Below are 19,936 nucleotides of genomic sequence, written 5' to 3'. Positions count from 1 at the left end.
GGCCGAGTATCGGAGGCTTCATCGGCGGAGGTGTCGGCGCGGGATATTGCGCCTACAAGCGCGCTGGCTGGAGCGCCTGCAACCGGTACGTATTCACGGCAATCAAGTGGGGTGGATTTACGGGAGTCGGATACGGATACTACAGAGTAGCGAGAACGTTTAGGACGTGGTGGAAATGATAGCCGCCGCTAGCGCATAAGGGTCCTGCTTAACCAAGCGAGCCGTTCCCACTGCCTCACGGAGGGGGCGGAAGACTCAGTCTTCCGCCCCCTCCGGTGTCTGGTCTATTTATTTCTTCCTGATCCGCAGGCCTTTATGTACGATGAGAATCGACGTTGGCGTCATTCTGGCCAAACCGAAGAAGGTCATTCGAGCGAGTTCGGCAGGCTGGGGTCACCGGTATCGACAACCAACTCGGCCAACTGCATGATGTATTCGACCTGCTTCATGCGGCCGAGGATGCGCACCAAATACTGACGTTCGGAATATCTGTATACCTCGCGACGGGTAACCTTGGTTACGTCGCGATCGTACGAACTTATGATGTCGCGGAATTTTGTGAGCGCCTCACTCTCATCCCCTTCAAAATTTTCGATAGTGCGCAGCGTGGGGGGCGATGCGTCGAGCATCGCTGCAGTGATTATCCATTTAGGCATGGCGACCTCCATAAAAAATATCTTTTATTTCGACTTGGCACGGAGCGCCCAAAATGTAGCCCAGCCCGCGACGGGCCTACTCTAATAGATCTATAGCCTTGTGAGTGAGGTTCTATACCAAAGCGAGCAGGTGCACCGACGGCCAGTGAAATACTGGCGTGGCGTTCCCGATCCGGTTCATGGGGTGACGTTCACGGTCCACCGCATCCTGGCCTCTGTGGTCGAGGAGGACGAGCGGTGGGTGGCGATCGAGGACGCGCCGATCGCCCCGCGCACAGGTGCGAGGCAGTGGACACGGACGGGGCTGGGATACTCCATCAGGGAGTGACCATGCCGAGCGGCCTGGAGGTTTGAGCCGTAGCTGTCAGCTCCTCTCGCAGCGCGGAACTCTCGCCCCGGCCTGCACGTCCCTCTCTCGTGTGACGTCCCCTTCCGACTCCACAACTCACCCCTCCGAGGTTGCGGCCAGGAAAGCATGGGCGAGCATCGCGAGGGTGACCCAGCAATGCCAGGACGTCCAGCGTCTGACCTGGTGCTCGTCCAGCCCGGCCAGGCCCTTGGCGGCCTGGAACGTCTCCTCGACGGTCCACCTGCGCCCGGCCACCCGCACCACCCACTCCATGGCCGACACCGCCCCGCCGGACGCCGCCTTCCTCAAGGGACTGGAGCTGTTCGCCGGATACGTCCGCACCAACGGCTCCACCGCGCTGGCCCCCACCTGCCGCCTGGAACACGAGGTCGACCGTCTCGCCGCCCGCACCCCCGATTCCTCCGTCATCGTCGCCCGGCCCGACCGCCAACTCGTCGACGAGCTACAGGAGTTCACCGCCGGCCGCTGAAGACCGACGCCCGGCGGGAGAAACAGAATGAAGACAGAAAAAAAAGGGGGGAGTCACGTCCCGGCCACCGGTTCCGAGGCCACAGCCGGACGGACTCCCCACGACGCCAACGGAAAGGGACGTCTCGGGCTGCTTCTCGCGCGCCGCCGCATTCTGCGGTGGCCGCTGCCGCGCCCGGACCGGCGACGGCGGTGACCGTCCAGGGGCTGTCCGCTCACCGGAGTCAAGCGCCTGGCTTCCCAGCCGTCTCGCCGCAGGCGACGGCCGCGATCTGCTCGCGGACTTCGTGCGATGAGCCCCGCCGCCAGGGGCCATACTGAAGCGGTGACCGTGGACCGACTCGACGCTTCCCGCTGGGCTCATGTGGCCGAGCGTCTGCCCGCGCATCTTGAGGACCTGTCCGGCCCGGCGACCGGGGCGGTGGAGCTTCCCCTCCATCTGGCGTGGTCGGGGCTCAGGCGCTTCGAGGTCAGTGACGAGAAGCTGCTGCTGGGCCTGTACCGCATCGTGCTTACGAACGGCCTGCGCGACGACCTGATCGGCTACCTCAACACCGACCTGCTCGTGACGCACTGGCCGCGGCTGCGGATCGCCCTGGGCAAGCCCGTACGCACATGCTGGGAGCAGCGTTTTCCCGAGCTGGTGGCCGCCGTCGCGGCATGAGGCTCCCGGAACTGCACAGACGCCTGTTGAGCGATGCTCTGGACAGCGGCCATGCCTACCGGCTGGTGCTGGCCGGCGGTTACGCGATCCAGGCCCACGATCTTGTTAGCCGCACCAGCCAGGACCTGGATTTGGCCACCGACGCGGCAGACTCCATGAACGAGATCACCGGCGTCGTCGCCACCGGCCTGGAGAGCAAGGGCTGGGTGATCCACGTTGTCGAGGTCGCCCCGCGGATGGCTCGTCTCCTTGCCACCGACGCGGCAACCGGCGAAGCCTGTGAGCTCGACATTCTGAAAGAGATTTTCCACCGGCCTCCCACTCAGACGGCCGCCGGCCCCACACTGTCGCGGGACGACGCCGTTGGACTGAAGGTCCGTGCCCTGCACGACCGTGGCTTCCCCCGCGACGTCATCGATGTCTTCAGCGCCCGCGGGCTCTACACGATCGGTGAACTCGAGCTGTGGGGTCTCAAATCCCGCGTCGGAATCTCACGGCCAATGTCGGATCGATGGCGGATGCGACACCGGCCGTGAGACCGCCCAGGTCGAAGAACCGACGGCCCGAGCCGCCTGGCGCCGACCGTCGAGGAGACGACACGGGCGTGAGACTCCAGCGTCCGAAACGTCGTGAGACTGCGGACGAAGCCGCAGGTCATGAAGGCGGCGTCCGACACGAGCGCCGAGAACCTACACGAGCGTCTCGGCGCCCAGCACGACGAGGAGTTCGACCTGGCGGAACTGCACGGCCGCCTCGAAGCGGTCGACTTCACCTCCGACCAGGAGTACATCGCGTACGGCATGAGCCCCGACCGCATCACCGAGCTGCGCGCCTGGGTCCGGGCCTGGCAGGACAGCCTCGGCCTGCGTCTGGCCGAACCGTACGTAGAGGAAGATGCCGAGGACGACGGCTGAACTGACCATCTCGCGTGCTCGCCCGCTCCGTTGGGGACCGCGAACCGGGGGAGAGGTCACGGAAGACTGTGCAGCAGGTGACCGGCGCCGACGGTCTCCCGTGACCTGCGGGAAAGGACAGTGGGACTGCCCGGGATCTGCCAGTGTGACCTGGTGAGATACCGCTTCATGGCCGCCCGGTCTGCCATGGTGCCGCAGCCGGAGGACGCATGCTGCCTCTCCGAACCACCAAAGGGGGAATCATGCTGACGAAAGTCCGGGGCACGGTTACGGCGGCGGTGATGACGGGGGCGCTCCTGGTGCCCGTGGCCGTGGCGACCGATGCGGCAGCCGCGTCCTGCGCGCGGCACACGACGGGCGTCTGCAAGGCGAACTCACCGCATCCGCGCGGCTCTACCGCGAAGTGCAAGGACGGCTCGTACTCCTACAGTGCCCACGCCCGCGGAACGTGCTCGCACCACCGGGGCGTCAAGTACTGGTACCGGTAGACGACACGCGGCACCACTGCCCGGAGGAACTCCGCGCAGCGGCTGCGATGGATTCCGCCCCGAAGGCTGTCGGCGGCGGTTGAACGCGGACCCACTCTGGTCGGTTGAATCGTGACCCGTGTGGCTTGTGGTTGGTGGTGTTCAGTCGGTTTCTGTTGTGGCGGTGGGGACGCGTCCGAGTTGCCGTCCGCGCATCCGGTAGGAATCGCCTTTGAGGGAATGGACCTCGGCGTGGTGGACGAGGCGGTCGATCATGGCGGCGGCCACGGTCTCGTCGCCGAAGACCTCTCCCCAGCGTCCGAAGGGCTTGTTGCTCGTGACGATCACGGACGCGCGTTCGTATCGGTTCGAGATGAGCTGGAAGAACAGGTTCGCGGCCTCGGATTCGAAGGGGATGTAGCCGACCTCGTCGACGACGATCAGCGGATAGCGGGACAGTTTGGTGAGCTCGGCCTGGAGGTGTCCGGCGTGGTGGGCGGCGGCCAGGCGGTCGACCCATTCGGCGGCGGTGGCGAACGCGACCCGGTGGCCGGCCTGGCAGGCGCGGACCGCGAGTCCGATCGCCAGGTGTGTCTTCCCGGTCCCGGGCGGTCCCAGAAAAACGGCGTTCTCCTTGCCGGTGATGAAGTCCAACGTGCCCAGATGCGCGAGCTGTTGGCGCGTTATGCCGCGCAGATGGGTGACGTCGAGTTCCTCGATCGTCTTGATCGCGGGGAAACGGGCGCCGCGGATGCGGGCCTCGCCGCCGTGGCTCTCACGGGCGGCGACTTCGCGCTGCAGGCAGGCGACCAGGAACTCGGCGTGGGTCCAGGATTCGGTGCGGGCCCGCTCGGCGAGGCGCTCGGCGGCGTCCAGCAGGGCCGGGGCCTTCATCGCGCGGGAGTAGAAGGCCAGGTCGGACGCGGTCTGCTCGCCGGTCCGGCCGCTGCCCGTCTTCGTAGTGACCGGTTTGATGGCGGTGCGGGCCATTCAGGACACCCCGTCCCCGGTCTCGTCGCGGCCGGCGTCGCCCTCGATGAGGGTGAACACCCGGTCGTAGTCGGTCAGTTCGCGTTGCTCGACGTCGACCAGGCGGTCGGCGGCGGCCGTGGCGCGGAGTCGGGCCGCCTGGGCCGCGGTGTGGTGGCGGTACTCACCGCGCAGGGCAGCGGCGGTGCGGGCGTGATCGGGATCGGTGATGGTCTGGTGCTTGGCCCAGCAGCGGGCATGGCGGGCCACGACGGCCCCGCCGGGAGTGAGGATGGCGATGACCTCCTCGATGCTGGTGGTGACCTGGACTTTCTTGCCGATCGCCAGGGGGTGCACGGAGTAGTCGCAGGTGTCGACGCGGATGTAGTGGTCGCGTCCGATGCGGGTGAAGAAGCGCGACCAGCGGGGCGGATCGACGGGCGGGAGGGCGAGCATGCCGGCCCGGTCGGCCTCCCACCGCTCGATGGGACGGGTGTCCAGGGTGCGGTGGATGCGCCGGTTGGCGACGTGCAGCCACTGTTCGAGCTGGGTGTTGAAGTCGCCGGGTCCGCTGAAGGTGCGGCCGGGCAGAAAGCTCGTCTCGAGGTAGCCATTGGCCCTCTCGACCAGCCCCTTCGCTTCTGGATCACGGGGCCGGCAGAGGAAGATCTTGACCGCGAGGAGTCCGGCGAAGGCGGCGAAGTCGACGGTGACCCTGCCCTGGCCGATACCGGCCTCGTTGTCCCAGACCAGCATTTTCGGCACCGCATTCCAGCCGGTCAGCAGCTGCCAGTGACCGTCGATCAGATCGCCTGTCATCCGGCTCGGCAGCATCCGTGCAGCGATGATCCTCGAGTAGCCCGAGACCATCACCAGCACCGGTGGCCGCCCGGACTGGCCATAGCCGAGCGGGATGTCCACCGGCGGGAACCACAGGTCGCACTGAGCCAGTTCGCCGGGCTGATACGTCGTGCGCGAGACCGGATCCACAGGGAGGTAGGCGGGCCGCAGCTCGCGGACGCGGTCCTTGAGAATCGTCATCCCGCGGTCCCAGCCGATCCGCTCCGCGATCACCGTCGCCGGCATCGTCGGGGTCTGTTTCAGCAGCTCACGGATCTGCGGTTCGACCGCGTCGACCGCCGAGCCCTTCAGCGGCCGGGAGTACACCGGCGGCCGGTCCGTGGCCAGCGCCCGTTTCACCGTGTTCTTCGAGATGCCCAGATGCCTTGCGATCGCCCTGATCGGCATCTCCTCGGCCCGGTGCAGCCTGCGGATCTCTGCCCAGTCCTCCACTTGGATCACCCTCTCCTCCCGATCTCCAATCAAGATCAGGTTGGTATGGATGCCACGAAGTGAGTCAGTTTTGATCCGCCGTCAGAGGGTCACCGTTCAGACGACGCCGACAAAGGCAACCTGGGAAATGGATCCGCGGCACTCAGGAGGGCCGTTACGACCGCTCGCCCGATCCCGAGCTGTATCCCGCTAACCTGTTCCCCCGGAAGTACAACGCGCGGAACTTCACATGCCTCTCAACCGGCACTGCAGAAAATCGCCGCCTACATACGCTGGCGCAACGCCCGAGCCGAGCCGAAAACGGCGTTCGCCCCCGAGTCACCCATCCGTGCCTGGACCCAGTACCCGGCGAAGCCGGCCTGAGAAGTCCTCCACAGGCCCCTCCAGGACCGGCGCCCACGTTTCCATGGCCGCCACGATCTCCGCCAGCCGGCACTCGAAGGCCACCACACCGACCTCGCCAGCTCTGTATTCCTGCCACAGTCCGACGAGCTGATCCTCCCGCTCGCCAAAGTCGATCAACTTGTCGGCGAGTGCGAAACCGTCCAGAGAAGGCTTCCCGACCTCAAGCACCCAACGGCTCGCGGCCGCATCCGCGGTGATACCGCGACCCGCCAGTTCGATGATGCCGAACGGCACCCCGGGGTGAGCTGCCACAGCCAGAAACACACCCAGCGACACTGAGTTCTGCACGGCCTTCTCCGCCACCCGCCAAACCCTTCCGACAGCAGCAAGCCGCACGGTGATCACGGCAAATCGGCAGCCTACAGAGATACCCGGCCAAGGATCCGAGACGAGCCACTAGTTGGGATCGGCGATCCGCGCCAATCCCTCCTCCGCTTCCTGGACCATGGCCTGATGGTGGATTCGGGTGCCGGTCGCCAAGGCGCGCGTGTAGTGCTCGCTGGCCTGTGAGGTATCGCCGGAGCGCTCTGTGCACTCGGCGATGTGAACCAGGCTCCAGCCAACCAGATGGTCGTTGTGAGAAGCCAGGCCAGCCTGCACGGCGGCTGCGTAGTGCTCCCGTTCCTGGTGGGCGTTTCCCTCGTCGTGTGCCAACTCGGCCATTTGGTGGTGGGTCCAGCCTGCGGTCGAGTAGCACTGATGGATGTCCGATACCGCCAGGGATTGCTCGAAGAAGTCCTTGGCCGCCGATAGGTCATGGTGTTCATGCTGGTACACGCCGAAGTTGTACAGGCACCAGGCCTTCAGACGTGCGTCGTCTGTCTCGTCGGCGAGGCGATCGGCGCGGGTGAAGAACCTCATAGCCATCTCGAAGTCCCTGGCTCGCCAGCGACAGGAGCCGAGGCCGTCCCAAGCCCAGCCTTCCTGCCGTCTGGCGCGGTGCTGTATCGCGAGGTCGAGAGCCGACCAGTAGTGGTCCTCGGCCTGTTCGAGTGCACCTCCGTCACGCTCTTCATTCGCTTGTTCGAGCAGGCTGTCAATGTCTGCCAGCCCCAGACCGGCCGTGGGGAGGTGTTCGGCGACCTCCCGGATTGAGGCTGCCGCGGCGGAGACGCTGCGGCTGTCGTCGTCCATCAGCAGCCGGAGTTGCTCCGCCGCAAGGGCACGGACCCTCTCGTTGCCGGTGCGGTACAGGTGGGCGAGTTGCTGCGCGCCGCCGAGCCGGTCCGTGGCGAGGGGGCTGTGCAGAGCGTTTTGCACCTGCAGGGGAAGGGACCAGTTGACGTTCTGGGCGATGACGATGCGGCCCTCTACGTTCTCCTGTTTCTGGGGCCGTTGTTGCGGCAGCTCGGTGATGACCTTGCCGTGGACATAGGTGTAGAGCTCGTCGAGGGTGATGTCGCCGTCGCGGTCGAGGTCGGCGCTGCCGTCGCGCAGCCCCTGCACCAGATGCCTGGTGAAGACCGACTGGGGAGCGCTGCCGTGCAATTGGTCGCCCTCGAAGGAGTACTGGGCGGCGTCGGAGGCGGTTAGCACGGTACGGCCGTGGCCCTGAAACTGCTTGAGAGCGTGTACTTCGGCGTCGTTCTTGGCGAGCAGGCCCGCTGGGAAGGCGCCGCTGTAGCAGCAGTCGAGGATCAGCACCTGCTGCCGCGACATGCAGGCGCTCATGGCCCGGTCGATCTGTTCCGCGGACAGAGAGGTGAACATGAGGTTGGTGCGGCGAGTGTCAGTCGCTGCCAGGTGGAGCCGGCCTTCCTCGTCCTTGAGGCCGTGTCCGGTGAAGTACAGCAGGGCGAGGTCGTCGTGGCGACGGTTGCGGAAGAACTCGCCGAGGGCCGTGCCGACCCGGTGGTGGGATTCGTTGACGAGAACCGTCACCTCGAACCCGGCGATGTCCGGGTCCCGCAGCACCTCGGCCAGCGCTTCGGCGTCGTGGCCGGGCGCGGTCAGCTGCCGCAGTCCCTCGTCCTCGTATACGTATGTGGCGATCAGCAGGGCCAGTCGGCGTCCCACGACTACTCCCCACCCGCACCGTTGCGTCGTACGAACGCGTCGATCAGCTGCCGCCGTTCCTCAGGAGTCGCCTGTTCCAGCTCTATCGTGTCGCCGTTGATGGTGACCGAGACGCGGTGGCGGGCAGACTGCCGACCGAGCCAGTCCTGCAACAACCCGACCAGCGAGGTGAGGACGCCTCCGGGAGCGCTCAGGGCAAGGGCAACGGCGTCGGCGGTGACCAGGTCGCCTTTGGAGTTTTCGGGCGGGGCGCCGTCGGAAAGCACCTGCAACGTGTAGAGGTCGAGGTTGCGCAGCTCGGCAACGAGCCGACGCGTCAGCCTCTCGCTTTCCTCTGCGTCTGCCGCGTCGTCCGGCGTCAGGCCCACTAGGACATCCATGATGCGCACCCCCCGATCGGCCGTGGATCCGCTTGCCCCACGGTGTAGTCACCAGTGTGGTGAGCGGGACTGTTCTCCGGGGTGAATTCTGGGAAGCCGATGAGTCCCGCGCTCAAGCAGGGCCGTCGGTCGATCAGCAGCAAGGTGCTTGCGAAACGTCAGTCTCCGCCCTGTGGTGCCCCACGGGTCCTACCGGACGACGTTGGCGTCGCAGTCGATCCCGGCGTCCTGGAGCGCGGTGCGGACCCCAACCAGGCTGGTGTGCTCCGAGACGACCTCGAAGGACTCACCGAGTACGTACAGAAAGCCCGGGACGGGAAATTCCGGAGACGTCTGGATCCATAGCAGGGAGAAAAGACCTGGTCACGGCAAGCCATTTGACAGAAGGCCGGGGCGGGTGTAAAAAAACTCTCACAATAAGAGCACCGGGCCCGCCTCGGACACGAAATTACGCGTACCACCTCGACAGCTCGCGCTGTTTGACCATTCGACGTCCCAAATGGTAAGATAGGCCAATGATGAAGCACGAAACCTAGCGCTAGTCACACATCCCGAGCACATCACGCCCGGAACGAGCCACTAAGGCCCGAACCGGGTTTTCCTGTACCCGAAGGGGATGGTTATGAAATTTCAAACACTAACAAATCTGGAGAAATTAAATGAGCACCAAGAACGACCACGCTACCTGGAGTGAAACAACCTCTGACCTGCACGTAAGCCCCATCATCGATGAAGGTTCGATGCTATGGCAACAGCCCTTGAAGCCTCAACTCCTCGCGGACGCCGAACTTGAATCAGCACGTACAAGCAAGAGGGCCAATTGGCTTTCCATGGTGGCATCGGCAATCACCATTCTGAGTATCATTGGATTCACCGGACACTCCGGACCTGAGGTGAATTGCGATACGAACAGGACAGGGAATCAGGTAACGAATTCCAGCACGAACAACATCACATACAACACCATAAATAATATTGTGCAGAATTACGGAACTCAAGAAACCGCTGGAGGCGACAGAAGGGGTAAGTAAATTTGCGTAATTCTTTTCCTTGGAGTCGAGCTTAGGCTCGGCTATATTTGTTTCATTTTCGGCAGGAAACGGACATTTCCTTTAGTTAGGTGGGAGGAGGCCCGCGGGTTGGGGTGGAGCAGAACCGCCCTCACCCTGCGGGCCTGCACCCTCGGACGCACCGCCGAACCCGGATAGGGCCGGAACTCGGGGACCACTACGACCGGGAAGCATCAGTCGAGAAGCCCGTTCGGCCTGTCTGCGGATTCTCGCGCCCAGCCCGTGCTGGATGCCGGCTACTCGCGCTGTGCAAGGTCCTCGGGCGTGGGCTGGTACCTGACCGTGTGGGGATGGCCGCTGTAGTTGACGGTCACCGTGTGCTGGAGGACGTCGTCCTCGGCGTCGTAGAAGACCTGCTCGATCACCAGGCAGGGCCGCTCGGTGGAGATGCCGAAGTCCTGCGCCTCCTGGTGGCTGTGAACGACTTCCCTGGGCACGGCTCGGGCCGGCGAACTCCTCTCCCAGTACGGGGGAGAACTGCGGAAGGCCGACGTGCAGTTGGAGATGCTGCTGCGCCAGGAGCGGTTCCGGGTGGTCGACTCCGCACACGCGGACGGACACGCATGGACGCTGCGCGAGTACATGGACGACTGGAACAAGGACATGGCAGCCGACGCTGAACAGACCGGGGAGGAGTACGACCTCCTGCCTGACGAGCCGGCCGTGATCGAGATGCTCCACGACTGGCATCGCAGCGACAGGATCATCGTCACCCGCGACGGTGTCATCGAGTGGCAGCCTCTGTGACAGACGCCCCGGCCCATGCCCGGTTGCCGAACTGGCCGTGAAGCACGGGCAGTTCGCGCCCTCCCGCCCGCTGAGCACGACTCCGGCCCGCCGCTTCCCCCCGTAGCGGCGGGCCGGAGTCGTGCTCAGCGGGCGGGAGTGACGGTGATCGGCAGGAATCCCTCTCGAAGATCACAAACCGTTGTGATCTTCGTAGCGGGGTGGCACCCGCCATGCCCGTCGATCCTTCTGTGCGTCACTCGCACGGACGGTGAGTCACACCGCGCGCTGACCACAGGATGCTGACGCAGCCACAGCTCGAACGGGTTCCGCGATCACTGCGGCAGGCCGGCCTCGGCCGCCCGGCGGAAGACATCGCCGCATGTGAGGGACGGCATCGGTGTCTGTTCGCCGAGGACGGCCAGCGCGTGGCGTACTTCCCTGCTCAGCTGGAAAAGCCGGCGGCTGGACTGCCCGCCCTTGTAGGCGTACAAGCGGAAGACGCCGACGGCCTGTACGTCACGACTGTCGGCGAAGGTGTCCGGCAGTCCCGCGAGCAGTTCGATGTCGCGCTTGCCGGTCGCCGCGTCAGCCACGGCGCTGACGCGCAGAGCATCGAATTCTGCGGCGGACACGGAAGCATCGGCCGCAACGGCGTGGGCCGCCAGAGCCGCGAAGACCTCGATCAGCCGCTCGCCTTCCACCGTGTCGATGCCCCACGTCTGCAGGTTCTCGTGGCGACGATCCCGCCGCCATGGCTCCTGGTCCACCAGCGGCAGCAGAACCCGGCCCAGGTGCGCACAGCGATGCCACAGCATGTCGCGGTCCGAGGTCACGGTCAGTCCTCTCTGTGGGGAGTGGAGGGCCTGGAGGATGAGGAACGGTCCGGCCGCCAGGCCCTCCAACATCCCACTACGCGCAGGGCACGTACAGAACGGGGCTGTTCGCGGTGCCGCCGCCCGCGGCACCGCTGGAGCTCACGAGGGTCCCTACAGTCGTGGTACGCCAGGCGACGTTCGGATCGCCGGGATGGTTCACGCACGTTGCCGATGCGGTCGATGACCTCAGCGGTGGCGCGCACTTGGTCTGGCGCGAGGTCGCCGCCGTCAGCCACATGTTCGAGAAGTCGTTGTAGAACTCAAGGTCCGACTCGCTGGTACAGGCCACGGGCCCACCCGAGCACGTCTTGATGCCCCCGGTACCCGTCATCTTGGAGCCGCTGTGGTTGGGCTTCAACGCGTTGAAAGTGCAGCTCGTGTCAACCGCAGGGGACGCGTCCAGCGTGGTGACCGTGATCTCAGACGGTTCCGGATTCGGCGGCGGATCCGCCAGCGCCGTGTGGGTACTGGCGGTGACCAGGGCCGCGCTGACAGCGAACGCACTCGCAATGGTTCTTAGACGCACGAAACAGTCTTCCTCTGGTCTACATCCCAACTGCCCATCAGTCGGGCGGTAGTGACACGAGAACGTAGATGTGGAACATGAGGTACAGCAGTCATGTACCGGCCAATACCTCCATGATCAGTATGAACGGCGGCCGGCCGGAGGGCGCCGAGCTACGGCCGCCGACGCCGTGCGAACCGGAACCTCCACGGCAGACCCGCGCCATTGAACGCCGGCGCGAGCCCGCTCCCGGTGAACAGGCCGCGCAAGTCGGCCGGGCCCACCCATCTGCCCAACCCTTCACGGTTCGGCGTGAAACGGCGGAGCCGCGACGTCTCGAGAGTTCCCGGCGGCCACTCGGAAAGTCACTCTGGGTGAAGCTATGGGGCGCGCCTGGGAGGTGTGCGCGCCGTTGCGCGCCTGGTGTGCGCCGGGTGGTGGACCTGGTGTGATGCAGAACACGGTCAGGGTGCGCAGGCGTGTTCGAGTGGTCCCTCGTTCGGGTCAGGCCTGGTCAGGGCGCTACTGAGGGTGACTAGCGGTGCTTGTTGAAGATTGCATAGTGCGGTCCGGCGGGGACGCTCAGTGATTTTTTTGCGGGCCTGTGAGTGATCGGCCTCAGGAATCACTTAGGTGGGTCTCAGGCCCCAACGGGCCTTCGGTGTGCACGAGTTGGCGCCGGTCCCAGCCGACCTTCGAGGAAGAGGAAATGCCTGCCATGTGCCGTGCCGCCGGGAGGCCCGCGTGAGTTATGACGACGCCCTGGAGGGCGCCCAGGTCCCTGCCCCGCGTGGGGGACTGTCGCAGTCCTTGTACCTGCCGCTGGACCTGCCGCTGGAGTTCGAGGCCTTCTACCTCGGGCACCAGGAGGCGTTCCACTCCTACGCGGAAGTTCACTTCGGTACCCGCGAGACGGCCGAAGAGGTCATCCACGAGGTGTTCCTGCAGATCCACGCGGGCTGGCCCGAACTGCTGAGCGCGGGCAACCTCGAGCAGGGTGCCTGGGCGATCATGCGGCGGGCCGTGCACGACCGCCTCGAACACGAAGGCCGGGCGCCGGCGTTCGTCATCAACGGGCCCATCGTCCAGGCGATGGACAAGGCGTTGGCCACGGCCCGGGACAAGCTCCAGAAGTTGGAGTCCAGCAGCGGCCTGTACGAGGCGATCGCGGAACTGCCGGGCCGTCAGTTCGAGGTGATCGTGCTGCGCTACATCCTCGGCTACCCCACGACCAAGGTCGCCTGGTACGTCGGCATCGACGAACGCACCGTCGGCCACCACCTGCGCCGCGGCAAGGAACGCCTGCGCGTCAAACTCGGTCTGCCCGACGAACGCAAGAAGCCCAAGAGGGGACAACAGCCGTGACCGCCACCACCCTTGACGCCCTGCTGGCCGGTGCCCGCCTGCCGGTCACCGCCCCGCGCCGTTTCGACGTCGCCGCGGGCCTGCGCCGGCTCGCCGCCGACGCCCGGCGCCTGACCCCCACCCCGGAGATCGCCCGCGCCGCCCAGGCCGGCCACCGCCTGAGCGTGGTGTGCCGGTGGGTCCTCAACGAACCGGCCGCCGCCGACCACGTCGCCAAGATCGCCGAAGAGCCCGGCAACGCCCCGCTGACGGAGGAGCACATGGACGTCGACGGCGCCCTCGTCTTCGGCTGCCTGCTCTACCTCACCCGCCACCCCGAGTCCGCCCAGTTCTGGTGGCAGCTGGCCGCCGGAGCCGGCAGCCGCGCCGCCGCCTACTGCCTCCACCTGCACCACCTCTCGCTCGGCGAGTCCAAGCGGTCGTGGCACTGGTTCCACCAGCTCACCCACTCCATGGCCGACACCGCCCCGCCGGACGCCGCCTTCCTCGAAGGACTGGAGCTGTTCGCCGGATACGTCCGCACCAACGGCTCCACCGCGCTGGCCCCCACCTGCCGCCTGGAACACGAGGTCGACCGTCTCGCCGCCCGCACCCCCGATTCCTCCGTCATCGTCGCCCGGCCCGACCGCCGACTCGTCGACGAGCTGCAGGAGTTCACCGCCGGCCGCTGAAGACCGGCCCCCGCAGGAGAAACACAAGAAGACAGAAAAAGAGGGGGAGTCCTGTCCCGGCCACCGGTTCCGAGGCCACAGCCGGACGGACTCCCCACGACGCCAACGGAAAGGCACGTCATCCATGAACCGTATCCTCCGCCCGCCGCGCGCGGGCACAAACCGGCGTACTGCTGCCGCCGCCTGGATCGCCCGCCGACGGCGCACCGCGCTCACCCAGGTCCTGCGCGGGGCCTGTTACGGCATCGGCACCGGAGTCATCGGCCTGGCCTTCATGCTGATGGAGTACCGCCTGCGGTAACCCCTCATCCGGTGCGGTGCGGGGAGGCCCCGTACCGCACCGATCGCGCCCGGCACCATTGCCGGACAGAAGCCCGAAAGCGTTTCACCCCATACCCGTGCAACAGGTGCACGGCTGTGGCAGGGTGACGACCAGTGTCGGCCCGCCGCATTCCCCCGTTGCGGCGGGCCGGACCTCTGTCCCCCGTCGTTGCCGAGCACGACGCGGTCGACGAGGGACCGCCTGTCGACAGGGCTGTCCGACGAGTTGCCTGGCAAGCTGGACGACGAGAACAGGCACGTCAGGAGCGCAACATGGCCAAGCAGGATCCCGCCCCGGACGCGGTGGCGCAGCGGGCGGCACACATCCTGGACCAGTGCGTCATCGGACCGGTGGAAGTCCCCGAGCACATGCGGCCGTTCATGGAGGCTTTGGTGGCGGCGCTGCTGAGGGTGGGGCTGCCCCTCCGCGACCCGCATGAAGGCGAGGGCGAGGCGGCGACCGGCGTCATGCTCGCGCTGGGTCCCGGGCCGGCGGGCGCTGCCGTGCGGGTCATCTGGCGCCAGCACCGCTCCGTCGACGTGCTGGGCGAGGTGTGGCGCATGCAGCAGGACGCGATGCACACCGCGCTCCGCAGGATCCTCAGCGCGCAGGGCTACTGGATGAGCGACGACACCGGTGACGCACCGGTCGTCTTCGGCCCCCGCCGTCCTCCGTCCTGAGTTAGGGGGAGCCCCGAACGGGCGCGGATCAGCAATACGAGCTGCGAGGCTTCGTCCCTGCCTCGTTGCTGCCCGGATTCGCGCGATGGTTGAGATCGGGAAATGGACGGGAGAGCGCAACAGAATGCCTCGAGCGGGGGCTGCGTGAGGAGCTGTCGGAGGTCGGCCACCGCGCGGTTCAATGGCGGCCATGATGCGTAGAACGTCATCCACCGCCGTCGCCGTTGTCGTCACTGTCGTGTTCGCCGCTCTCACATCGTGTTCTTCGGATTCCTCGGGCCGGTCCCCCGCTGAGGGGCGGCCCAGTGGGTCCGATTCCGGGACACCGGCACCGGACCCCAGGCCGACTCCCACGGAGACGGCCACGACGTCGCCCTCGCCGACCGGGCCGTGCGCTGACGGGACTTGTGAGATCAAGGTCGCCGTGGGGGACGTCGTGACAGTGCCGGAAAAGTACGGCCTCGGGCCGATCAAGGTGACGGCGATCACCGGCAGCGAGGTCGAGATGGTCGCGCCGCTGACGGGGTCGGGCTTCAGCGTTTCGGGCTGTTCCGGTGGCGGCGGCGTGTCCTCGGAGGGCAGCGGCGGCGTCAGTCTCAACTGCGGAGAGGGACCCGCCGCGACCATCAACAACGCCATGAGCCTGAAGGTCGTCGACATCCTCGACACCGCCGCCGTCCTCCGTATCGGACCCGTTGGGTGACGCACGGCTCGGCCCTTGGGTCAGGGTTCCGTACAAGGGCGCCTGTCCCGCGGGGAGATGAACCGACGAAATGCGCTTTTTGGAGTTGAGCATTGTCACCGAAGGTTGGTCACCAGTAGCTTCGAGCCGCCGATGTTCGAGCGACGGGGAATACGGGGCCCGGGGTGGCACTGCTGGACACACTGGTGACAACGGGCGCCGGGGCGCTGTCCGCCACAATCGGCGTCCTGGTCGGGGGCATCGTCACGCACCGGGCCCAGGACCGTCAGTGGCTGCGGGACAAGCAGTTGCTCGCCTACCAGGAACTGATCAGCCACTACGCGAAGTTCACGATGGTCATCAGCCGAGCCCACGCCGACCGCCGGGGCTGGGACTACGACTGGAGCGAGTGGAGCGCGGCCCTGACCCGTGCCAGTCTCGTCGCCCCCGCAGCTGTCGCGGTGGAGATCGACAACTTCGGCAAGGCCATCGGGGAGTTCCTCGACCAGGCGGCCCGTGACCCGGCACGCGACCCGACGCGTGCCCCGTTGACCAAGGAGGAGTTCGCCCGAGCCAACAGGGCGCCCGCCCAGGCGCAGGTGCGGTTGGTCAACGCCATACGACGCTCACTGAGCAAAGACCAAAAGGCGCTGCCCTTCTGGATAGGCGGATCACTCGCGGGCAGTCCCGACGACACCTGACAGACGAGGCACGGCCGCAAAGCCCATCCACGGCCCAGGAGGATGGCGCGTCCGAGGCGGAGCAGGAGGCCGCACGGCCGCGCTGGAGGCGCGCACCGTCGCGGGCGAGGCCCTGACCGAGCTCCAACTGCTGACCGACGATGTGCGCGTCCTGGCGCTCGCCGACCGGATCGTCGACGTCACCTTCACCCTGCACGAGGCCGCCGACCGCGTCGAACGCGACCGTCGCTTCGACCTCTGGCATTAACGCTCCGACGCTTCGGAGCGTTAATGCCAGACCTCGCCCGGGCCACGCACAACGCCTTCGCCGCCGCCCCGCTTGTACGGGTCTGCCTCGTACAACTGCGGGATGGGGGGCGCGTTTACGCTGCACCGCACGGCAGGCGTGCGCCTTCGCACGGCACCCCACGCGGTAGGACGGCAGTCGGTTAGGGCAGCATCTGCTCAGCCATCGCCTGCCTGTGAGGGGTCGTCATGCGTTCCACCCGCCGTGCCGCTTCATCCGCCCTGTTCACCTGCCTGATGCTCGCGGGCTGCTCTCCTACTTCGCTGGGGGGGCTCTACGGCGTCCGGGAGCGCGAGTGCTGCGGCGCCTCCGTCGGGTGCCGGCGGGGCCGGGCGGGCGATCGCGGTGGGGGCCGGTCCGCAGAAGACGTACACGGTGCAACAGCAGCCGGCCGCGGGCACCTGCCACTACCGGTATCTCAAGGGCGAGCCGATCGAGGACCCGCAGTGCACGCCGGGCGCGGTCTCCCCGGCGGTGACGCAGGCGAATCTGAAGTCGACGATCTGCCGCAAGGGCGGCTACACCTCCGACATCCGCCCCTCCACGTCCGTCACCGGCAAGGAGAAGAAGCTGAACGCCGCCTCCTACGGCTTCACCGGCCGCATGGGCGATGCCGAGTACGACCACCTGATCAGCCTGCAGCTGGGCGGGGACCCCAACGACTACCGCAACCTGTGGGTGGAGCCCGCCGACCCCGGCCACAAGAAGGGCGCCGGGGTCAACAACAAGAAGGATCCGGTGGAGACGAAGCTGCACACTGCGGTCTGCAAGGGCCGGGTCGCCCTCGCGGCCGCGCAGAAGGCGATCGTCACCGACTGGACCACCGCACTGAGCCGGCTCGGCCTCGGCTGAGGGAGTTGCTGCGAACCCGGACACCCGACTACAGGCCCACGGCGGTCGTGTACAGCCGAAAGCCCCGGCTGGACGGGGGAGACCAGCCGGGGCCGTGAGCGGTGGCGTGCGGAGGACGGTCGCCTCTCGGCGGAGGGCTCCATGGGGCTTCAGCCGAACGATCGTCCCCATGGGCTATAGGTGAGGCCCGGGGACACTGTCCCCTCCACAACCACATATGAGTGAACGGTCAACCATCCTGAGTTGTTCCCGCGTGCAGTGAAGAGGCTCCCCTGGCGGGGGCGGGATCTTGGATGCCTTCGAGCAGTTCCCCAAAAGGGATCTTTTCGTCCGTGGAGCCGTAGTCGAGGGCCTTGAGCAGGGCCCTCCATCGTTCCGGCCGGGTTGCGCAGAGGGCGAGCAGGTGAGGTATGGCGAGATGGGGTTCGTTGCGCGTGAGGATCTCATCTGCGGGCAGCTGGCGCAGGTGATCGAGGGTGTGGTGGCGGGAGTCGAGGACGGCACGGTGGACATCCCGGCGTGACCAGAACCTTTCGGATTCGGGGGCGTTGAGCCACGGGGGGTGCCTCTATGTCCTTCGTCAAGCCCAAGCTGGTCATGCGGGGTTTGCTTCGGGGGTTCGGGGTTCGTAAAAGGTGCCGTCTCGGAGCATCGCGACCAGCATGTTGATCCGTTGTCGGGCCAGGCGGAGAAGTGCCTGTGTGTGGGTTTTCCCTCGGGCCCGGCATTTGTCGTAGTAGGTGCGGGAGGCGTGATCGTGCAGGGCGGCGAACGCGGAGAGGAACATCGCGCGTTTGAGCTGCCGGTTGCCGCCTCGTGGCGCGTGTTCGCCGTGGATCGAGGTGCCCGACGACTTCGTCGTGGGGGCGAGGCCGGCGTAGGAGGCGAGGTGGGCGGCGGTGGGGAAGCTGGTGCCGTCGCCGACGGTGACCAGCACCACTGCGGCGGTCCTGACCGCGACACCCGGAATCGAGGTCAGGACCGCGGAAAGAGAGTACGGATACTCATGACACCGCGTACCTGCCGGATGGATTCTGACCGGGTGAGTGCAGATCCTGAAAGTACTGGTCGGGCCGTGGCCATATCCGTGGGCCTGGCTGTTCTCGAGCTGTTAGCCCTAGGCCTGATCTGGTTCTTCTGGATTGCGTCCTACTGGTCGTCCTTTGGCGACCAGGCCTACGGCGCACCGCCGGGTCCCTACCTGCAGAAGGCTCTGTTCGTGGCCGCAGCCGCCCTGGTTGCAGCTGTCGTAGCCGGAGTCCGCCGGGTACCTGTGGTTGCCGTCACCCAACTTTTCATGGTCCTCGTCATTTGCGCGGCCCTGACCAGCGCGAAGACCGCCGGTGAACGCATTTACGACTCCTCCTATCAGAATGCCTGTCTCTCAGGTCTGGACTGTGACGCACCTTCGCCCCCGCGATGAGCTGTTCCTGACACAGACCAAGTCCCAACCGGTCCAGACACGTGGGGCGCTGCGGCGGGACCCGACGGTCACAGACCCGCCTCGGACTGCCTCAGCGTCATCGGCCTCGCGGTCCTCGGCCCCCTGATCTCCGCTGCCGACGACGCCAAGTCCGGGACACTAAATGACGTCCTGTAAGCGGATGTTGGAGAAGACTGGAGTGCTGCCGGCAAAGTGGGGCTACCCGACGAGGGCCAGGTTGCGCAGCCGGGCGACGCCGAGGACGTCAGTGACGGCCCATTTGACCAGCTATCCAAGCCGCGTGCTTACGGATTCGGGCCACGTCATCGGGAAAGCAGCTCTCCCAGCCCTCGTCCAAGCGCATCCAGGCCACCGGCTGCCCGGCCTCCGCGACGAACGGCGTCGCCACATCAACGACCGAGGCATACGACAGCCCCAACGTGACCGGCCAGTCCGGGTGAAACGAACGAACTGCGACTGACGCCGGCTCAGACAGCAACTTCGGCTGAAGCCCCGCCTCTTCGAAAAGTTCCCGACTCGCACCCTCTCGCGGTGTCTCTCCGGCCTCGACCTTCCCGCCCGGCGGAACCCAGCCCCGCCAACGGTGCTTCACCAACACCACCCGGGCCAGATCCTCGTCGAATACCCAGACCTCGGCCGCAAGCGGCTCCATCGGCCCCTGCCTGGCAGAGGCCAGCCACTGGCGAGCCCCGTCGAACTCCGCCACCGCCCGCTGGGAGTCAACTACTGCCGCCTCGAAGACCCGCTCGTCGACCACGTTCCGAATCATCGGGACAAGATATGGGGACGCACTGACATCGCAGCTCTGTCACTTCAAGCGCGGCTTGGCGGAGCAGTTGCAGCGGGTTCCGCCCTCACACGTGACCGCCGGCCCTCCCACCCAGTGGCCGTCCCGCAACAGGGCCGTCGGCTCCGCCGTCGCTGTCTGGTGCCGAAACAGTGACGGTCACTTGTGCGGCCCATGCCGCTCCTTCCCTCGAAGGGCGCTTCGAGCTCGCGCGGCAGGCGATGTGCCGCAGACCCGACCTCCGGGTACGGACAGGGTTCGGCGGGATGCATGTGCCGGGGCTCTGGAGCGTCAACTGGGCTGGTGGCACGATGGGTTGAGGCGTAGCGGGCGGGGGCTCTGTTGGAGGACAGGCGGCGGATTCA

25 protein-coding genes and 3 pseudogenes are annotated in these 19,936 nt (G+C 66.5%); 16 read left to right on the top strand and 12 right to left on the bottom strand.

The features are described from left to right. Positions 1 to 365: 365 nt before the first annotated feature. Positions 366 to 668 (bottom strand): hypothetical protein, encoded by a 303-nt coding sequence (locus OG407_RS09795; protein WP_405856947.1) that lies wholly within the window; start codon positions 666 to 668, stop codon positions 366 to 368. Positions 669 to 840: 172 nt separating this feature from the next. On the opposite strand from OG407_RS09795, the gene OG407_RS09790 reads away from it, so the two are divergent. Then, positions 841 to 984, top strand: a complete 144-nt coding sequence (locus OG407_RS09790) for a DUF6192 family protein (protein WP_405856945.1) — start codon at positions 841 to 843, stop codon at positions 982 to 984. Between the two features lie 135 nt (positions 985 to 1,119). Here OG407_RS09790 and OG407_RS09785 read toward each other — a convergent pair. Beyond that, positions 1,120 to 1,269: pseudogene (locus tag OG407_RS09785) on the bottom strand (IS701 family transposase); the annotation flags it as partial. Between the two features lie 7 nt (positions 1,270 to 1,276). Here OG407_RS09785 and OG407_RS09780 point away from each other — a divergent pair. The 5 genes from OG407_RS09780 to OG407_RS09760 all read left to right on the top strand — a co-directional run bounded on the left by OG407_RS09780 (position 1,277) and on the right by OG407_RS09760 (position 3,560). Next, entirely contained in the window at positions 1,277 to 1,495 is a 219-nt protein-coding gene (locus tag OG407_RS09780) for a hypothetical protein (protein WP_405856943.1), read from the top strand. A 324-nt stretch (positions 1,496 to 1,819) separates the two neighbouring features. Next, positions 1,820 to 2,158 carry a hypothetical protein gene (locus OG407_RS09775; protein WP_405856941.1) on the top strand — a complete coding sequence of 113 codons (339 nt, stop codon included), beginning with the start codon at positions 1,820 to 1,822 and terminating at the stop codon, positions 2,156 to 2,158. 26 nt (positions 2,159 to 2,184) lie between these two features. Further along, positions 2,185 to 2,694, top strand: coding sequence for a nucleotidyl transferase AbiEii/AbiGii toxin family protein (locus OG407_RS09770; RefSeq protein WP_405856939.1), 510 nt, complete (start codon positions 2,185 to 2,187; stop codon positions 2,692 to 2,694). Between the two features lie 93 nt (positions 2,695 to 2,787). Then, positions 2,788 to 3,072 carry a hypothetical protein gene (locus OG407_RS09765; RefSeq protein WP_405856937.1) on the top strand — a complete coding sequence of 95 codons (285 nt, stop codon included), beginning with the start codon at positions 2,788 to 2,790 and terminating at the stop codon, positions 3,070 to 3,072. A gap of 242 nt (positions 3,073 to 3,314) precedes the next feature. Continuing rightward, a complete protein-coding gene (locus OG407_RS09760; protein WP_405856935.1) occupies positions 3,315 to 3,560 on the top strand; it encodes a DUF3761 domain-containing protein in 246 nt (81 codons plus the stop codon). A 141-nt stretch (positions 3,561 to 3,701) separates the two neighbouring features. Here the strand turns inward: OG407_RS09760 and istB are convergent, their stop codons facing one another. The 6 genes and pseudogenes from istB to OG407_RS09730 all read right to left on the bottom strand — a co-directional run. After that, on the bottom strand, positions 3,702 to 4,529 hold the full coding sequence (istB, locus tag OG407_RS09755) for an IS21-like element helper ATPase IstB (protein WP_405856855.1): 828 nt from the start codon (positions 4,527 to 4,529) through the stop codon (positions 3,702 to 3,704). Continuing rightward, complete coding sequence (gene istA / locus OG407_RS09750; protein ID WP_405856857.1) at positions 4,530 to 5,810, bottom strand: IS21 family transposase; 1,281 nt, start codon at positions 5,808 to 5,810, stop codon at positions 4,530 to 4,532. Positions 5,811 to 6,119: 309 nt separating this feature from the next. Continuing rightward, a complete protein-coding gene (locus OG407_RS09745) occupies positions 6,120 to 6,509 on the bottom strand; it encodes a hypothetical protein (protein ID WP_405856933.1) in 390 nt (129 codons plus the stop codon). A 93-nt stretch (positions 6,510 to 6,602) separates the two neighbouring features. After that, a complete protein-coding gene (locus tag OG407_RS09740) occupies positions 6,603 to 8,222 on the bottom strand; it encodes a caspase, EACC1-associated type (protein WP_405856931.1) in 1,620 nt (539 codons plus the stop codon). Positions 8,223 to 8,224: 2 nt separating this feature from the next. Beyond that, complete coding sequence (locus OG407_RS09735; RefSeq protein WP_405856929.1) at positions 8,225 to 8,602, bottom strand: effector-associated constant component EACC1; 378 nt, start codon at positions 8,600 to 8,602, stop codon at positions 8,225 to 8,227. A gap of 204 nt (positions 8,603 to 8,806) precedes the next feature. Continuing rightward, positions 8,807 to 8,896: pseudogene (locus OG407_RS09730) on the bottom strand (YebC/PmpR family DNA-binding transcriptional regulator); the annotation flags it as partial. 365 nt (positions 8,897 to 9,261) lie between these two features. Here OG407_RS09730 and OG407_RS09725 point away from each other — a divergent pair. After that, positions 9,262 to 9,633 (top strand): hypothetical protein, encoded by a 372-nt coding sequence (locus OG407_RS09725; protein ID WP_405856927.1) that lies wholly within the window; start codon positions 9,262 to 9,264, stop codon positions 9,631 to 9,633. Positions 9,634 to 9,908: 275 nt separating this feature from the next. Here OG407_RS09725 and OG407_RS09720 read toward each other — a convergent pair whose 3' ends face one another. Then, positions 9,909 to 10,109, bottom strand: a complete 201-nt coding sequence (locus OG407_RS09720) for a hypothetical protein (RefSeq protein WP_405856925.1) — start codon at positions 10,107 to 10,109, stop codon at positions 9,909 to 9,911. Positions 10,110 to 10,164: 55 nt separating this feature from the next. On the opposite strand from OG407_RS09720, the gene OG407_RS09715 reads away from it, so the two are divergent. Continuing rightward, positions 10,165 to 10,419 (top strand): hypothetical protein, encoded by a 255-nt coding sequence (locus tag OG407_RS09715; protein WP_405856923.1) that lies wholly within the window; start codon positions 10,165 to 10,167, stop codon positions 10,417 to 10,419. A 314-nt stretch (positions 10,420 to 10,733) separates the two neighbouring features. On the opposite strand, the gene OG407_RS09710 is transcribed toward OG407_RS09715, so the two are convergent. After that, positions 10,734 to 11,234, bottom strand: a complete 501-nt coding sequence (locus OG407_RS09710) for a hypothetical protein (RefSeq protein WP_405856922.1) — start codon at positions 11,232 to 11,234, stop codon at positions 10,734 to 10,736. Between the two features lie 1,291 nt (positions 11,235 to 12,525). On the opposite strand from OG407_RS09710, the gene OG407_RS09705 reads away from it, so the two are divergent. The 7 genes from OG407_RS09705 to OG407_RS09675 all read left to right on the top strand — a co-directional run bounded on the left by OG407_RS09705 (position 12,526) and on the right by OG407_RS09675 (position 17,340). Then, the gene (locus OG407_RS09705) at positions 12,526 to 13,146 is read left to right on the top strand and encodes an RNA polymerase sigma factor (protein ID WP_405856920.1); all 621 of its coding nucleotides are present in this window, start codon (positions 12,526 to 12,528) and stop codon (positions 13,144 to 13,146) included. Then, positions 13,143 to 13,817 carry a hypothetical protein gene (locus OG407_RS09700; RefSeq protein WP_405856918.1) on the top strand — a complete coding sequence of 225 codons (675 nt, stop codon included), beginning with the start codon at positions 13,143 to 13,145 and terminating at the stop codon, positions 13,815 to 13,817. Before OG407_RS09705 ends, OG407_RS09700 begins: the two co-directional genes overlap by 4 nt. A gap of 124 nt (positions 13,818 to 13,941) precedes the next feature. Continuing rightward, positions 13,942 to 14,118 carry a hypothetical protein gene (locus tag OG407_RS09695; protein ID WP_405856916.1) on the top strand — a complete coding sequence of 59 codons (177 nt, stop codon included), beginning with the start codon at positions 13,942 to 13,944 and terminating at the stop codon, positions 14,116 to 14,118. Positions 14,119 to 14,411: 293 nt separating this feature from the next. Continuing rightward, positions 14,412 to 14,819, top strand: a complete 408-nt coding sequence (locus tag OG407_RS09690; protein WP_405856914.1) for a hypothetical protein — start codon at positions 14,412 to 14,414, stop codon at positions 14,817 to 14,819. Positions 14,820 to 15,255: 436 nt separating this feature from the next. Beyond that, positions 15,256 to 15,522 (top strand): hypothetical protein, encoded by a 267-nt coding sequence (locus tag OG407_RS09685; RefSeq protein WP_405856912.1) that lies wholly within the window; start codon positions 15,256 to 15,258, stop codon positions 15,520 to 15,522. A 164-nt stretch (positions 15,523 to 15,686) separates the two neighbouring features. Further along, entirely contained in the window at positions 15,687 to 16,202 is a 516-nt protein-coding gene (locus OG407_RS09680) for a hypothetical protein (RefSeq protein WP_405856910.1), read from the top strand. 661 nt (positions 16,203 to 16,863) lie between these two features. Further along, positions 16,864 to 17,340, top strand: coding sequence for a hypothetical protein (locus tag OG407_RS09675; protein ID WP_405856908.1), 477 nt, complete (start codon positions 16,864 to 16,866; stop codon positions 17,338 to 17,340). A gap of 595 nt (positions 17,341 to 17,935) precedes the next feature. Here OG407_RS09675 and OG407_RS09670 read toward each other — a convergent pair. Beyond that, a pseudogene (locus OG407_RS09670) lies at positions 17,936 to 18,337 on the bottom strand (transposase); the annotation flags it as partial. Between the two features lie 78 nt (positions 18,338 to 18,415). On the opposite strand from OG407_RS09670, the gene OG407_RS09665 reads away from it, so the two are divergent. Next, positions 18,416 to 18,763 (top strand): DUF6234 family protein, encoded by a 348-nt coding sequence (locus OG407_RS09665; RefSeq protein WP_405856906.1) that lies wholly within the window; start codon positions 18,416 to 18,418, stop codon positions 18,761 to 18,763. A 265-nt stretch (positions 18,764 to 19,028) separates the two neighbouring features. Here the strand turns inward: OG407_RS09665 and OG407_RS09660 are convergent, their stop codons facing one another. Further along, positions 19,029 to 19,553 (bottom strand): NUDIX domain-containing protein, encoded by a 525-nt coding sequence (locus tag OG407_RS09660; protein ID WP_405856904.1) that lies wholly within the window; start codon positions 19,551 to 19,553, stop codon positions 19,029 to 19,031. Between the last annotated feature and the right edge of the window lie 383 nt (positions 19,554 to 19,936).

This window comes from Streptomyces sp. NBC_01515 (assembly GCF_045040345.1).
Lineage (GTDB): Bacteria > Actinomycetota > Actinomycetes > Streptomycetales > Streptomycetaceae > Streptomyces.
The sequence above is the reverse complement of the archived record's forward strand: the minus strand, read 5'-3'. Positions and strand labels throughout refer to the sequence as shown.

What these genes read in the sequence shown, in the direction of transcription:
- OG407_RS09795 (WP_405856947.1), bottom strand. Translation starts at nt 668, where the DNA reads ATGGAGGTCGCCATGCCTAAATGGATAATCACTGCAGCGATGCTCGAC.
- OG407_RS09780 (WP_405856943.1), top strand. Translation starts at nt 1,277, where the DNA reads ATGGCCGACACCGCCCCGCCGGACGCCGCCTTCCTCAAGGGACTGGAG.
- OG407_RS09760 (WP_405856935.1), top strand. Translation starts at nt 3,315, where the DNA reads ATGCTGACGAAAGTCCGGGGCACGGTTACGGCGGCGGTGATGACGGGG.
- istB (WP_405856855.1), bottom strand. Translation starts at nt 4,529, where the DNA reads ATGGCCCGCACCGCCATCAAACCGGTCACTACGAAGACGGGCAGCGGC.
- OG407_RS09735 (WP_405856929.1), bottom strand. Translation starts at nt 8,602, where the DNA reads ATGGATGTCCTAGTGGGCCTGACGCCGGACGACGCGGCAGACGCAGAG.
- OG407_RS09725 (WP_405856927.1), top strand. Translation starts at nt 9,262, where the DNA reads ATGAGCACCAAGAACGACCACGCTACCTGGAGTGAAACAACCTCTGAC.
- OG407_RS09695 (WP_405856916.1), top strand. Translation starts at nt 13,942, where the DNA reads ATGAACCGTATCCTCCGCCCGCCGCGCGCGGGCACAAACCGGCGTACT.
- OG407_RS09690 (WP_405856914.1), top strand. Translation starts at nt 14,412, where the DNA reads ATGGCCAAGCAGGATCCCGCCCCGGACGCGGTGGCGCAGCGGGCGGCA.
- OG407_RS09660 (WP_405856904.1), bottom strand. Translation starts at nt 19,553, where the DNA reads ATGATTCGGAACGTGGTCGACGAGCGGGTCTTCGAGGCGGCAGTAGTT.